The 14834-nt window shown below is 61.3% G+C and carries 7 protein-coding genes, 3 tRNA genes and 3 rRNA genes; 8 read left to right on the forward strand and 5 right to left on the reverse strand.

All coding sequences use genetic code 11. From position 1 onward, the window contains the following. Positions 1 to 1251: 1251 nt before the first annotated feature. The 6 genes from ACREEF_RS00415 to ACREEF_RS00440 all read left to right on the forward strand — a co-directional run bounded on the left by ACREEF_RS00415 (position 1252) and on the right by ACREEF_RS00440 (position 6517). Positions 1252 to 2712: ribosomal RNA gene (locus ACREEF_RS00415) — 16S ribosomal RNA — on the forward strand. Between the two features lie 205 nt (positions 2713 to 2917). Next, positions 2918 to 2994, forward strand: a tRNA-Ile gene (locus tag ACREEF_RS00420). Between the two features lie 54 nt (positions 2995 to 3048). Continuing rightward, positions 3049 to 3124: transfer RNA gene (locus ACREEF_RS00425), tRNA-Ala, on the forward strand. Between the two features lie 241 nt (positions 3125 to 3365). After that, a 23S ribosomal RNA gene (locus ACREEF_RS00430) occupies positions 3366 to 6145 on the forward strand. Positions 6146 to 6225: 80 nt separating this feature from the next. Further along, positions 6226 to 6340: ribosomal RNA gene (rrf, locus tag ACREEF_RS00435) — 5S ribosomal RNA — on the forward strand. Together the 16S, 23S and 5S rRNA genes with 3 tRNA genes alongside form the textbook arrangement of a ribosomal RNA operon. A 100-nt stretch (positions 6341 to 6440) precedes the next feature. Further along, a tRNA-Met gene (locus tag ACREEF_RS00440) sits at positions 6441 to 6517 on the forward strand. 266 nt (positions 6518 to 6783) lie between these two features. On the opposite strand, the gene ACREEF_RS00445 is transcribed toward ACREEF_RS00440, so the two are convergent. Continuing rightward, a complete protein-coding gene (locus tag ACREEF_RS00445; RefSeq protein WP_431563639.1) occupies positions 6784 to 7431 on the reverse strand; it encodes an SDR family oxidoreductase in 648 nt (215 codons plus the stop codon). 59 nt (positions 7432 to 7490) lie between these two features. After that, positions 7491 to 8420, reverse strand: coding sequence for an alpha/beta hydrolase (locus ACREEF_RS00450; RefSeq protein ID WP_431563640.1), 930 nt, complete (start codon positions 8418 to 8420; stop codon positions 7491 to 7493). Between the two features lie 128 nt (positions 8421 to 8548). Here ACREEF_RS00450 and ACREEF_RS00455 point away from each other — a divergent pair, with 128 nt between their 5' ends. Next, entirely contained in the window at positions 8549 to 9460 is a 912-nt protein-coding gene (locus ACREEF_RS00455; protein WP_431563641.1) for a LysR family transcriptional regulator, read from the forward strand. A gap of 102 nt (positions 9461 to 9562) precedes the next feature. On the opposite strand, the gene ACREEF_RS00460 is transcribed toward ACREEF_RS00455, so the two are convergent. The 3 genes from ACREEF_RS00460 to ACREEF_RS00470 form a co-directional block, all read right to left on the reverse strand. Continuing rightward, complete coding sequence (locus tag ACREEF_RS00460; RefSeq protein WP_431563642.1) at positions 9563 to 10717, reverse strand: hypothetical protein; 1155 nt, start codon at positions 10715 to 10717, stop codon at positions 9563 to 9565. Between the two features lie 436 nt (positions 10718 to 11153). Beyond that, positions 11154 to 11666: a thioredoxin family protein gene (locus tag ACREEF_RS00465; RefSeq protein WP_431563643.1), complete on the reverse strand. Its 513-nt coding sequence runs from the start codon at positions 11664 to 11666 to the stop codon at positions 11154 to 11156. A gap of 266 nt (positions 11667 to 11932) precedes the next feature. Continuing rightward, on the reverse strand, positions 11933 to 14032 hold the full coding sequence (locus tag ACREEF_RS00470; RefSeq protein WP_431563644.1) for a winged helix-turn-helix domain-containing protein: 2100 nt from the start codon (positions 14030 to 14032) through the stop codon (positions 11933 to 11935). A gap of 102 nt (positions 14033 to 14134) precedes the next feature. Here ACREEF_RS00470 and ACREEF_RS00475 point away from each other — a divergent pair, with 102 nt between their 5' ends. Further along, entirely contained in the window at positions 14135 to 14812 is a 678-nt protein-coding gene (locus tag ACREEF_RS00475; protein WP_431563645.1) for a TonB-dependent receptor plug domain-containing protein, read from the forward strand. The last annotated feature ends 22 nt before the right edge of the window (positions 14813 to 14834 follow it).

A 14834-nucleotide genomic window follows, 5' to 3' on the forward strand; every position in this document is an offset into this window, starting at 1 on the left:
CTGTCTGTCGGTTCTGTGCTGGGCACATGAAAAACCCCGCTGCCGGATGGGAGCGGGGTGAAGCGGGCGATTCTGGCTGGGGTCAGGTCAGGTCGCAGGCATCCACACCGCTCGGCTAAGCGGAATGAGAATTACCGAAAGAAGGAGTACGCCCAGCGACAGCACGCGCAGATCCGCCGCCGCTTTCGCGGGGCTCAGGATCGCAGCAATGGCGGCGCGGTGGGACAAGAGAGAACCTTTCAACTGGGCGCTCTTATGCCGTCGCCCATGCTGCGATGCAACCCGCCGGGCCCAATTTGTGGAAGAAAAGTGCATTAGCCTGCTCATTGGGGCTGTTGCACCGGTAATGTTCCGTCGAACTCCTGTGTCGACGCAAAATTCTACCAGTCCTTGATGGGTTGTGTGGGGTGTGGGGGTCTCGGGGCGTCGCCGCACGATGGGCGGCTTGCGTCGGGCCTTGAGGGTGCGGGGATGATGTCCATGCGAGCCGCGAGGACGTTCGATCACATTATATATGCACGGGGAACTTTTTAGCCGGCATCGCTCTCTGCGACTCTCGTTCGTTGAGAATGTTCGTCTTTTTCTCATTTAGGGGTTGTGGCGTCGGGGGGTGGTTTGTATATCGCCACCTCGCTCGGCGACGGGCTGGCCCACGGGGCTTCGGGGACTGGATTTCCGGGGTTTTGGCGGGGGAGGGAGTTGAAAAACTTCTTGCTTCTGCCGGGTGGTTCGACTAGTCTCCGCGCTTCGATCGAATCGTTGGTTCAGCACTGAGGGAAGCCTCTATCGCTTCCCCCGACGATTTTCTGCGGCCTCGAAAGCTTCGGTTTTCGAAACTGCAGAAAGGCTGAAAAGCCCGGTTGACACGGAGATCGGCTTTCACTAGATAGCCGCCTCCGCCGCTCCTTCCCGGAGCGGTTCGGTGAAAAGAAAGTTCTTTAAAAAGAACTGCTTGACACCAAAAACTAAGGGCGGTAAACACCGCCTCCGCCGCTCACCAGGCGCTAAACGGTGGGGCCGGAGTTTCCGGTCTTGGTCTTTGAAATCGTTGATCTGGAAAGAGAAACGCAGGCGGCGGTGTCCTAGCGAAGTTCTTCGGAACTTTAGTCGACACTGACAATCTGCGGTCTTTTTGAAAAGACATACCATGTAACCGATCTTCGGATTGGTGACGTGGGATCTCGTCAATAATACGTAGAACTAATGCCAAGCGATCTTAGGGTCGCGATGCTTAGGTCAGATAAGTCAACTCAACCTGAGAGTTTGATCCTGGCTCAGAGCGAACGCTGGCGGCAGGCCTAACACATGCAAGTCGAACGGACCCTTCGGGGTTAGTGGCGGACGGGTGAGTAACACGTGGGAACGTGCCTTTAGGTTCGGAATAGCTCCTGGAAACGGGTGGTAATGCCGAATGTGCCCTTCGGGGGAAAGATTTATCGCCTTTAGAGCGGCCCGCGTCTGATTAGCTAGTTGGTGAGGTAATGGCTCACCAAGGCGACGATCAGTAGCTGGTCTGAGAGGATGACCAGCCACATTGGGACTGAGACACGGCCCAAACTCCTACGGGAGGCAGCAGTGGGGAATCTTGCGCAATGGGCGAAAGCCTGACGCAGCCATGCCGCGTGAATGATGAAGGTCTTAGGATTGTAAAATTCTTTCACCGGGGACGATAATGACGGTACCCGGAGAAGAAGCCCCGGCTAACTTCGTGCCAGCAGCCGCGGTAATACGAAGGGGGCTAGCGTTGCTCGGAATTACTGGGCGTAAAGGGCGCGTAGGCGGATCGTTAAGTCAGAGGTGAAATCCCGGAGCTCAACTTCGGAACTGCCTTTGATACTGGCGATCTTGAGTGTGAGAGAGGTATGTGGAACTCCGAGTGTAGAGGTGAAATTCGTAGATATTCGGAAGAACACCAGTGGCGAAGGCGACATACTGGCTCATTACTGACGCTGAGGCGCGAAAGCGTGGGGAGCAAACAGGATTAGATACCCTGGTAGTCCACGCCGTAAACGATGATTGCTAGTTGTCGGGCTGCATGCAGTTCGGTGACGCAGCTAACGCATTAAGCAATCCGCCTGGGGAGTACGGTCGCAAGATTAAAACTCAAAGGAATTGACGGGGGCCCGCACAAGCGGTGGAGCATGTGGTTTAATTCGAAGCAACGCGCAGAACCTTACCACCTTTTGACATGCCTGGACCGCCAGAGAGATCTGGCTTTCCCTTCGGGGACTAGGACACAGGTGCTGCATGGCTGTCGTCAGCTCGTGTCGTGAGATGTTGGGTTAAGTCCCGCAACGAGCGCAACCCTCGCCATTAGTTGCCATCATTTAGTTGGGAACTCTAATGGGACTGCCGGTGCTAAGCCGGAGGAAGGTGGGGATGACGTCAAGTCCTCATGGCCCTTACAGGGTGGGCTACACACGTGCTACAATGGCGACTACAGAGGGTTAATCCTTAAAAGTCGTCTCAGTTCGGATTGTCCTCTGCAACTCGAGGGCATGAAGTTGGAATCGCTAGTAATCGCGGATCAGCATGCCGCGGTGAATACGTTCCCGGGCCTTGTACACACCGCCCGTCACACCATGGGAGTTGGTTCTACCCGAAGGCGATGCGCTAACCGTAAGGAGGCAGTCGACCACGGTAGGGTCAGCGACTGGGGTGAAGTCGTAACAAGGTAGCCGTAGGGGAACCTGCGGCTGGATCACCTCCTTTCTAAGGATGCTTCTCCAGTGTCTCTCACGAGACATTATTGAGGCTCCGATTTAGTCGTGTGCTTAGGCACACTGACATTATGCGGGACGCCGCCGTCTCCGTTTCTCTTTCCTCATTCCGTCATCGACGCCAGAACCATTCGGGTTTTGTAGTTGGTGACGCGATCGCGAGCCTGGGCTCTTCAGCCTGGCTGTCGTGCCGCCATAGGCCCGTAGCTCAGGTGGTTAGAGCGTACGCCTGATAAGCGTAAGGTCGGCAGTTCGAGTCTGCCCGGGCCTACCAGCCTCCGAGCTGGTCCGTGGCATCGTCGACGGTTCTCCCGGCTTGTTCCCTAATGGGGCCATAGCTCAGTTGGTAGAGCGCCTGCTTTGCAAGCAGGATGTCGTCGGTTCGACTCCGTCTGGCTCCACCATCACTCCTTGAGAGCGCTGATTTGAGCGCACCGGGTGATAGGCACACCGCGATCTGACAGGTTTGCATCCAACCGCATGGTTGGCTGCATTGACATTGTGAAGGAAGAATTTGTCCGGCCCCTCATAGGCTTTCAGGACAGGTTCGAGAAGACATCGTCTGGCAAGTAAAACCAGGTGTAGGTCCGGCGGATACCTCTTTCCATCCCCCGGGTAGCCTATGCATGGGTTTTGCTGAGAAACGATCAAGCGTTGAAGGGCTTCTGACGGATGCCTTGGCGTAGAGAGGCGATGAAGGACGTGGCAAGCTGCGATAAGAGCCGGGGAGGCGCTAGCACCCTTTGATCCGGCTATTTCCGAATGGGGAAACCCACCTTTACAGTCTTCCAACTCTGCTTTTCGGAGCAGCGATTGGTAGGTTGTTTAAAGGTATAATGAGCTGAATACATAGGCTTCATTAAGCGAACCCGGTGAACTGAAACATCTCAGTAACCGGAGGAAAGGACATCAACCGAGACTCCCGTAGTAGTGGCGAGCGAACCGGGACCAGGCCAGTGCTCTTGTGAAATAAAGGCGAACAAGCTGGAAAGCTTGGCCATAGCGGGTGACAGCCCCGTAGCCGTCAAACAGCAAGAGACTCGAGTAGGGCGGGACACGTGAAATCCTGTCTGAACATGGGGGGACCACCCTCCAAGCCTAAGTACTCCTCTACGACCGATAGTGAACAAGTACCGTGAGGGAAAGGTGAAAAGCACCCCGACAAGGGGAGTGAAACAGATCCTGAAATCGGAAGCCTACAAGCAGTCGGAGCCCCCAAGCGGGGTGACGGCGTACCTTTTGTATAATGGGTCAGCGACTTCATGTGTCGAGCAAGCTTAAGCCGTTAGGTGTAGGCGCAGCGAAAGCGAGTCTGAATAGGGCGCTAAGTTCGACGTATGACGACCCGAAACTAGGTGATCTATCCATGAGCAGGTTGAAGGTTAGGTAACACTAACTGGAGGACCGAACCCGTGAATGTTGAAAAATTCTGGGATGACTTGTGGATAGGGGTGAAAGGCCAATCAAACCTAGACATAGCTGGTTCTCCGCGAAATCTATTTAGGTAGAGCGTCCGACGAATTCCTTGGGGGGTAGAGCACTGGATGGTTGCGGGCTGCGCGAGCGGTACCAATACTAACCAAACTCCGAATACCCAAGAGAACTATCGGGCAGACACACGGCGGGTGCTAACGTCCGTCGTGAAAAGGGAAACAACCCTAACCATCATCTAAGGCCCCCAAGTCATGGCTAAGTGGGAAACGATGTGGGATTGCTTTGACAATCAGGAGGTTGGCTTAGAAGCAGCCATCCTTTAAAGAAAGCGTAACAGCTCACTGATCAAGCGATCCTGCGCGGAAAATGTAACGGGGCTAAAGCCATGCGCCGAAGATATGGGTTTGCAGTTTACTGCAAGCGGTAGCGGAGCGTTCCGTAAGCCTGTGAAGGTCAACCGTGAGGTTGGCTGGAGGTATCGGAAGTGAGAATGCTGACATGAGTAACGATAAACAGTGTGAGAAACACTGTCGCCGAAAGACCAAGGGTTCCTGCGTAAAGCTAATCTGCGCAGGGTTAGTCGGCCCCTAAGGCGAGGCTGAAAAGCGTAGTCGATGGGAAGCAGGTAAATATTCCTGCACCAGCTGGAAGTGACGGATGGCATAACTTGTAAGGGCTTATTGGATTGTCCTTGCAGGGGCGTTGTCCCTGGAAATAACTCCAGCAGAGACCGTACCCGAAACCGACACAGGTGGTCAGGTAGAGCATACCAAGGCGCTTGAGAGAACTGTGCTGAAGGAACTCGGCAAATTGCACGCGTAACTTCGGAATAAGCGTGACTCACCCTGCGCAAGCAGGAATGAGTGGCACAAGCCAGGGGGTAGCGACTGTTTAGCAAAAACACAGGGCTCTGCGAAGCAGCAATGCGACGTATAGGGTCTGACGCCTGCCCGGTGCCTGAAGGTTAAAGGGAGGAGTGAAAGCTCCGAACTGAAGCCCAGGTAAACGGCGGCCGTAACTATAACGGTCCTAAGGTAGCGAAATTCCTTGTCGGGTAAGTTCCGACCTGCACGAATGGCGTAACGACTTCCCCACTGTCTCCAGCACAGGCTCAGTGAAATTGAATTCCCCGTGAAGATGCGGGGTTCCCGCGGTCAGACGGAAAGACCCTATGAACCTTTACTATAGCTTCGCCTTGGCGTTAGCGACCGTATGTGTAGGATAGGTGGGAGGCTATGAAACCGGGGCGCCAGCTCTGGTGGAGCCATCCTTGAAATACCACCCTTACTGTCGTTGACGTCTAACCGAGATCCGTTATCCGGATCCGGGACATGGCGTGGTGGGTAGTTTGACTGGGGCGGTCGCCTCCCAAAGTGTAACGGAGGCGCGCGATGGTGGGCTCAGACCGGTCGGAAATCGGTCGTCGAGTGCAATGGCATAAGCCCGCCTGACTGCGAGACTGACAAGTCGAGCAGAGACGAAAGTCGGCCATAGTGATCCGGTGGTCCCGAGTGGAAGGGCCATCGCTCAACGGATAAAAGGTACTCTAGGGATAACAGGCTGATTTTGCCCAAGAGTCCATATCGACGGCAAAGTTTGGCACCTCGATGTCGGCTCATCACATCCTGGGGCTGGAGCAGGTCCCAAGGGTATGGCTGTTCGCCATTTAAAGTGGTACGTGAGCTGGGTTCAGAACGTCGTGAGACAGTTTGGTCCCTATCTGCCGTGGGTGTTCGAAGCTTGAGAGGATCTGTCCCTAGTACGAGAGGACCGGGATGGACATACCTCTGGTGGACCTGTCGTGGCGCCAGCCGCGCAGCAGGGTAGCTAAGTATGGAATAGATAACCGCTGAAAGCATCTAAGCGGGAAACTAACCTCAAAACAAGGCTTCGCTGAGGATCGTGGAAGACTACCACGTTGATAGGCCAGGTGTGGAAGTGCGGCGACGCATGAAGCTTACTGGTACTAATAATCCGATCGGCTTGATCGTTTCTCAGCAAAACTCATTCGGTTTTACTTGCCGATATAAAAAACGCGACGATGTCTTCTCTGCTTTATGTGTTCGGTTGACCCCGTGGCTATGTCGGAGGTTCCACACCCGATCCCATTTCGAACTCGGTCGTTAAGCCCTCCAGAGCCAATGGTACTTCGTCTCAAGGCGCGGGAGAGTAGGTCGCCGCGGGGTCTACCGAACACATAAAACAGTCTTCTCACTTGTCCTATCGCCCTTCGGGCTACTTGAGGACAGGTCTCGAACCACATTCTTCCTTCACACACCGCCTTGCCGCGGGATGGAGCAGCCCGGTAGCTCGTCAGGCTCATAACCTGAAGGTCGCAGGTTCAAATCCTGCTCCCGCACCCACTACAGTAGTACAATCGCCGTCCTGGCCTACCAGGGCGGCGATTTGTCCTTTGACGGTCAGCCCGTATTGGCCCCGCTCCGGCAGCGGCGTGACCACGACCGTCTCGATCAGCCGGCGTACCAGGTCGCGAGCTTCGGCCGCCGCCTCGCTGTCGCTGCGATGCAGCGCCTGGGCGAGATCGCCCACCACACGGCGATAATGTTCGGCGATCCCAGGGTGCAGCGATAGGGGCGAGTTGGTCTGAAACGGATTGAAGGGGCGGCGGTCAGCCCTGCAGATCCGGGGCGTCGCTGTCGGTGTTCGGTTTGTTGACGCCCAGGTTCAGGGCGGTGATGCGCTCAAGGTTCAGGATCAGATCGACGGCCAGGGCGGCGACGCTCTTGCGCGAGACGATGGTGCCCTTGAACGGCCCGTCGCGGGTCGTGGTCTCAAAGGCGACCTCGTCGGCGTCGGTCAGCCAGGCGGGGCGCAGGACGGCGTAATCCAGACCGGATGCCTCGACGATGTCGGCGGCCCGGCGATAGGGCGGCAGATAGGCGCCGATCTCGCGCCGGTTCCACTCGCCGAACCGGCCCGGAACCTCGTCATAGACGCCGAGCGAGGTGACGAAGATCAGCTTCTTCACGCCCGTTTCCTTCATCGCCACGACGATGGCTTCGGCCTGGGCGTCCATGTCGCCGGAAAGGCCTGCGAACACGACATCCTGGCCCGTCATGGCGGCTTTCAGGGTCTCGGCGTCCATCACGTCGCCCTGGACGACGCGGGCGTTGGCGGGCGGGGTGCGGTCCAGCTTGGCCGGGGTGCGCAGATAGAGGGTCTGGGCCACGTCGTCGCGGTCGCCCAGCATGACGGCCCAGCGGGCGATCTGGCCGCCGGCGCCCAGGATGAGCGCCTTTGTGGTCTCGGTGGTCATGGTTCGTGTGTCCGGTCTGGATGGGGGAGCCGGGACGTAGCCACGCCCCGGCGTCTCGATCACAGGTGGGTCTTGAAGAAGGGAACCAGCTCGGCCATCGCCAGGGCGACGGGCTCGGGCTTGTCGTAAAGGTCGTAGTGCGACCAGTCGGCTAGGGAGACCAGGCGGCGGTCCTTGGAGGCGACGGCGCGGCCGTAGACTTCCATGCCGTCGCGATAGGCGCCGAAGGCTCCGACCTTCTGTCCGATGACCACCATGACCGGCTGGGTCAGCAGGGTCTCGGCGAAGGCGAAGGCGTCCCAGGCCAGGGTCTTCTGGGCGTGCGAGAACAGCATCCGGGTGGCGCCGCCTTCCTGCTGGCCGCGCGGGGTCTTGTAGTAGTCAGTGGCCTCGAACACGTCGCGCTCGGTCAGGCCTGCTGCCGTGGCGGCCTCCGGGCTGGCGGGCAGCAGTTCATTGACCTGAAGGTCGCCGCCGCGCGCCTCGGCCGTGCGCTGCGCCGCCATGGCGTTCAGGGCGCCGAGCGGGTCGTAGCTGCTGAAGCCCTCGCGGAACAGGCGGCCGACGTTGACGCCGGTGATGCTGACCACGGCCTTGATGCGCTTCTCGGTCAGGGTAGCGTTGATGGCGTAGGCGCCGCCGCCGCAGACGCCGATCACACCGATCCGGTCGGCGTCGACGTAGGGCAGGGTGACGGCGTAGTCGATGACCCGGCTGATGTCCTCGACCCGTTGGGTCGGGTCTTCGATCCAGCGGGGCGAACCGCCCGACGCGCCCTGGAAGCTGGCGTCATAGGCGATGACCACGAAGCCCTGTTCGGCCAGGCCCTGGCCGTAGACATTGCCCGACGTCTGTTCCTTGCAGCTTCCGAACGGGTGGACGCTGACGATGGTCGGATGGGTCTTGGTTTCGTCGAAGCCCGGCGGGAAGCGGATGTCGGCCGCGATAGACCAGGCCATGTCGGGGTTCTGGATGGTGACGCTCTGCATGGGGATGCTCCTGCGCTCGGCCCGTCGAGGCGGCGGGCGTTTCGATGAAGCGAACCTAGTCCTGCCCCCTGGGCGGAAAAATCGGGCTCCTCTTCAATCAGCTTGAAGTTTGCCTTCATAATGGGCGCATGGACCGCACCCTGCTTCCGGCGCTCGCCGCCTTCGCCGAGGTCGCCCGCGAGGGCGGCTTCACCGCCGCCGCCCGGCGGTTGAACGTCTCGCCCTCGGCCCTGTCCCAGACCCTGCGGACGCTGGAGGAGCGGTTGGAGGTGCGCCTGCTGAACCGCTCGACCCGATCGGTGTCGGTGACGGAGGAGGGGCGCCTGCTGTTGTCGCGGATCGAACCGGCCCTGGCCGTCATCTCCCAGGCGGTGATCGGCCTCGACGACGACCGGGAGCAGCCGGCCGGCGAAATCCGCATCTCCACCTCGCGCCTCGCCGCGCGACAGTTCATCGAGCCGCATCTGGGGGAGTTCCACAGGCGCTATCCCAAGGTTCGTCTGGAACTGGTGATCGACGACGGTCTGGGCGACATCATCCGCGAGGGCTGCGACGCGGGCGTCCGCCTGCGCGAGGCGGTGGCGGACAGCATGATCGCCGTGCCGATCAGCCCGCCCATGCGCCTGGTGGTGGTGGGTTCGCCCGCCTATCTGGCCGGACGCGCGGCGCCGCAGACGCCGTATGATCTGAGCGCCCACGACTGCGTCGCCTTCCGACCCGGCGTCCAGGGGCCGATCATGAAGTGGGAATTCAGCGACCCCGCCACGGGGCAGGATTTCACCATCGAGCCGCACGGTCCCTTCGTCACCAACGCGGACGAGACCATGCTCAGCGCCGGGCTCCAGGGCCTGGGTCTGGTCCAGCACATGGACTGCGTCGTGCGCGAACATGTCGCCGCCGGCGCCCTGATCCGCGTTCTGGACGACTGGTGTCCGCCCTTCGACGGCTTCGATCTCTATCTGCCCTCTCGCGAGCAGATGGCGCCCAAGATGAGAGCTCTGGTGGACTTCCTGGTCGAAAAACGACGCGCGCTCGAATAGGCATCAAGGCGGCGCTAATTTGTGCGTACTGACTGTCGTGTTCGAGGAATGAGGCCAATGTCTGCAACTGGCGCAGAGCTGGCCTTGAGGGAGGAGGGCGGATCAGCGCGTCGCCGTTTCCTCTACGCCGAGCAGGCTGGTTGCGGTGAATGTCGGGGCCAGAATGGCGATATCATAGCCGAGCGCCAGTTCACGCCATTCCGGCGGTGCGGACGCCAGGCCCTCGGCCCTGAGAGCCCTGAGATCCACCAGCATCCACGATCCCGGCGCGGCGTCAGCCGGCTGCGCGAGGGCGACATCCTTGCGCCAATCCGGTGCCTCGTCGTCTGCGATGTTGAAGGCGCGCGCGGTGGCGGGCCGCCCGACGCCGCTATAACCGGCCTCCGAGCCCTTGGCTCCCAGCACGATGATATGCAGGGCCGTGACGCCTTCACCGTCGGCGCGCTCGGCCACATAGGCGCCGAGGTCGCGCTGATTGAGCGGATTGAGCGACTTGTAGAAATGCCAGGCGCCGAACTTCATCAGGACACGCGCACCGGGATTTTCGGCGAGGTGGCCGGCGAAGGTGCGCTTCATCAGCCGCGCGCGGCGTCCGTTGGGGTCGCCCTGGCGAGCCTGCGACGCCTGGTAGATGGCGCGAGTTTCCGTCAGCAGACCAAAGAGATACTGAACGCGCTCCCCGCCATCCTGCGCGACCGCGGCGGCCGCTTGATCGAGATCCTTCTGCGTGCCCGAGAGCAGGAAGAGGTCGCCGGGCGAGCCTGATGCGAGCGCAGCGGTGGTCGCGTTCTGATCCTGCGTAGCCAGATCGGTCAGGGCGGCACGGGCGAGGGGCCCTGGCCCGGAGGCCAGCATTTCCTGAAGCAGGTGGCCGCTGGATCCGAGGAACTCCTGGTCCAGTCCCCAGAGCTGGAAATCCGATCCGGCGGCGGCGGCGCAATCGCCCGCCATCCGAACTTCATCGCGTCCGTTGAAGAAGGCGATGCCGTCTGGATGCGCGCGCAGGAAATCGGCGATCCGGGTTTCTCGGTCGTCTGATCGCATGACTGCATCGACAACGCGGGCCGCTTCCGGGCCGGCTTCGATGGCCATGGCGGTCAGGCCAGAGGGCGCCATCAGGCGGCAGATCTGGGTTGTGAACGCCGGGATCTCGCGGGTCATGTGGCTTTCGCCGATCAGGACGTAGCGGCTGGCGGCGACGGCCTGGGACAGGATGAGCGCACCTGCGCCTGACAGGTCGTCCGGATTGACGTCCATAGGCGCGATCACCTGGGCGAGGCGGGAAGGGAAGGGCGAGGGCGTCGCCTCCTCGGCGACTGAGATGGTCGCAAAAGCGCCGAGGCTGGCCAGAAGGACGGCTGACAGGCCTTGATGAATTCTTCGCACGCGTTTCCCCCGAAAACGACCCGATTGATTCTCGTCTAGCAAGGCCCGGAACGGACAGCCAATGAACTCCAATCCATGACAGGGTCTGCATTAGCCCGTGGCGCTTCCACCAAGCCAACCCGCTCCTTGGGAAGGTGGTCGATAACTTCTCATTCTCGGCTGGCGGTGAATGTCTCGTATTGGCGTGAACCTGACAGGCTCAATCGCCTTGCCAGCTTTGCAATCTGTCGCAGCGGCTCAAGATAGGACAGAAGCAGCTCACGTCAGCAATGTCGGCAGCCGCCGCATGGTCGACGGGTCTTCCGGGTCAGACTCTCAGATCGGCTAGGGTCGCCAACTCCTCGTAGATCGCATCACCTGTACGGCTCTCGGCATTTCGCCAGCTGGTTGCGGTCGTCGGGTTCACCAGAACTCCGTCACTCGTAAGCACCAGTACATTCGGCAGACCAGGCAACTCCGGAACGCCGAAACGACGCGCGATGCCCAGATTGTGTCCGTCACCGCTTTTGGGCATCCCAATGTTCACGAAAACCAGTTCGTATTTGCGTTCGATGAGTTCGGCGAAGCGATCAGTAACCAGCCAACCGGCGAGGGCGCGGCTGTCGCTGCACCAGTTAGCTCCCATCACCAACAGAACCCGCTTGCCCGACTGTCTGGCGCGCGCCAAAGCAGCGTCCACATCGGCCGACGCGTTGTCGCTCACGTGATAGGAGCGGGCCTCTGGCCTAGGAGCCGCCGCAGGCATAGGCACAGGCGACGGTGCGGACGCGCATGCCGTCAGGGCCAGCGCCGCCGAAACGATCAGCGGAATTTGTTTCACTGGGCAATCTCCCATGGACGGCGCGGCCAGCGGCAAGCAGTCACGTGATGCACCCGTGCCGTGGACCCGCTTCGCCACGAATTCGATGATCGGTCAAGCTACGTCGCGTTCCAGATCGCCGGTCCGATATTGATCGGCAGGTCGATCTGTCGTGGAGCCACCCCGTCCCATTTTTCACGGGCGGCGCTCCAGCTCGGGCCCGCTATCATGTGGCCCAGACGGCTGAGGCCGGCACCTTAAGCTTCGTTGATGTGGGCCCGGCGGGCCTATCGGCGCGCCAGTTGAATGGCCCGCAGGTCCGCCTCGTCGCGAACCACCCTGGCCGCAACGATGTCCTGGGTGGGGGAGACGGCCAGGCTGTGCTTCTGGCCGAATCTTCCCAGCGACTGCACGTCGCGGCTCGCGCCGGACCATGTTGTCAGGCGCAGGACGGTCTCGCCGCTGGGGCTTCCCGCCAAGTGATAGGCGCCGTCTCTTGTCGGCGCCCAGGCCTCCTCTTGGCTGACGCGGATCAGAGGGGCGGTGAGAACAGCGCCGGCTGGTCCAAGGCGCCAGAGCCGATCGTCATCCTGTTTCACTGCATAGAGGCCCTTGCCGCCCGCGCTCTTGATGGTCCAAACCCCGGCGCTGTTCGGAACCACGGTGACGCGCCCGCGCGGATCGACTCGCTCGACCCGCCAGCCGGTGTCCCTCAAGGTGGGAACAACGAGGTCGCCATTGCTGTCCCAGGCCAGTTCGTCGCGCGCCGCCCCGTCCGAGGTGACCTTGCGAAGACCGGATCCGTCGGCGTTGATCAGATAGACGTCGGTGCGGCGGTCGCGCGCCGCGATGAAGGCGATGCTGCGACCGTCCGGCGACCAGCGGGGCGAGAAGACGGTGTTGGCCTTCAGATCGGTCAGTCGCGTCGGCGCGCCTTCGCCGCGTTGGACCCAGATATCCGATCCTCCATTCTGATTGGAGATGAAGGTCAGTTGGCCTGTCGTGGAAAGGTCCGGATCCCAGTCGTTGGTGTTACCGTTCGTCAGGGCGACGGGGGCGGCGCCAGCGCGCCAGGCGAACAGGTTTGATCCATAGTCGCTGGCCTCGGCCACAAGCAGGCCATGCTGATCGGAGGACAGGCGACCGAACGCGAGCAGGCCCAGGCTCAGGCGAACAGGCTTGGCCGGACGCTCCACGTCCACCGACCACAGGCCGGAATCGCCGTTGCGATTGCTGGAGAAGACCAGGCTCCGATCATCGGCGGTAAAGGCGTAGCCCAGGGCCTTCCAGCCGTTGCGGGTGAGGGCCCGTTGTCCTGCGCCAGAAACCTCGGCTGTGTAGAGGTCGCCGACGCCGTAGGAGAAGAAGCGCCGAAAAGCCAGGCGATCGCCGCGATGGGTGACGATCGGGTCGCTGTCACCCAGGCTATTGGGGGGCGGCGAACTGACTTCTCGCATCCGGCCGGTGCCAGGGTTCAAGGCGCGGATGCGGCGCACAGAGTTGCGCGTCGGCCGATCGGACAGCAGCAGTTCGCCCTCGCGGGTCCAGGCCAGGCGCGTGGTGGAATCGACGGAGCAACGCCCGACCACGCGCGCCTCGCCCTGGGGGATCGGCGCGACCAGAATCTCACAAGGGGCGTTCGCGATGCTGCGGACGAATGCGATGTTCTGACCATCCGGCGACCAGGCGGGCGCCATCTCGTCCTCAGGCGTGTTGGTGAGACGGATTGGCGTGCCGCCAGCGACGCCGCGCAGAAAGATGTCTTTCTGTGCGCCGTATCCGGCGCCGCCGGCGTAGGCGATCAGGCGCCCATCCGACGAAAGAGCAGGGTGGGTCTCGACGCCGAGCTCGGAGGTCAGGGGCTGCACAGTCTCGGCGGCAAGCGCGCCGGGTGGCCGCATTACGACGAGGGCGACGGCGCCCAGCGCGATGATCGTGAAGACTGCGCCGCCCGCCAGAAGCAATCGCGGCGATCGCCAGGCTGATCGAGAGAGGGAGGCAATCGATGACGCCTCGCCTGTCTTGGCCGCTTCTGGCGTGACGGTGAGAAGGCGCAGGCGGTAGCCGACCTTGGGAATGCTGATGATCTCGACGGCTGGATCCCGCTGGAAGGCCTTCCTCAGCTTGACGATGCAACGCACCAGGGCGTCGGTCCCGACGACGCGACCGTCCCAGCAGAGTTGAGACAACTCCTCGCGGCTGATGGGCTCGCCGCGCCGCCGATTGAGCGCGATCAGAACCTGCATGACCCGGGGCTCGAGTTTGCAGCGCGCGTCGGACCAGACCACCTCGACGGTGGCGGGATGGACCATGGCTGTCCCCAGCGGGAAGGGCGGTTCGGACACCAGTTCGATCGGCCTGCGAAGCAGAGCTGACAGGTCGTTCATCGGCAAATCATCGACTGAAAATCGGGGCTCTGCCCTCGCTCATGGAACGCCAGTCTCTTCTATCGCGGCGCTTATTACCAGCCATCTCGATGGGACCCGCCGATGCGTATCTTCGACCCCCGCCTACTCGTTCTGACGCCTCTCTCCTTGACGCTCGCCGCGCCGGCCCTGGCGCAGAGCGTGCCGCCGCCGCCTTCTCCTCCGCAAGCTGAAACCAGTCAGCAGGGGGTGTTGGTTTTCGCTCCAGACTTCTTCGCCGCTCAGCAGCCGGTCACGGCCCTGGACATGGTCAGCCGCATTCCGGGCTTCAGCGTCATCGACGGCGACGGCAGCCGCGGCTTTCAGGGCTCGGTCGGAAACGTCCTGATCAACGGCTCGAGGCCCGCCTCGAAGAACGACACCGGCTCCAGCGTGCTGTCGCGCATCCTGGTCGCCCAGGTTGAGCGGATTGAACTGGTCCGCGGCGGGGCTCCCGGCATTGACATGCAGGGCTTCTCGGTCGTCGCGAACGTCATCATTCGCGAGCAGTCCAGCCGCCAGACCATCTTCACCGGTGATGCGCTGCTGTATGAGGGCGGACAGGATTCCTATGGCGGCTCCCTGCAGTTCACGGCCAATGACGGCGACCGCACCTGGGGCTTCACCATCACGGACGGCTTTATTGACAACGACTCCAGCGGCATCGGCCCGGTCCTGCGGCTGGACGCTCATGGAAACGTCCTGCGCGACGAGGTCCATTTCAGAGATCAGAAAGGGGGGGGGCGACCTCGCTGCGGCTGAACTACGCCGACGCCTTCCTGGG

The organism is Brevundimonas sp. (genome assembly GCF_050729455.1).
Classification (GTDB): domain Bacteria; phylum Pseudomonadota; class Alphaproteobacteria; order Caulobacterales; family Caulobacteraceae; genus Brevundimonas.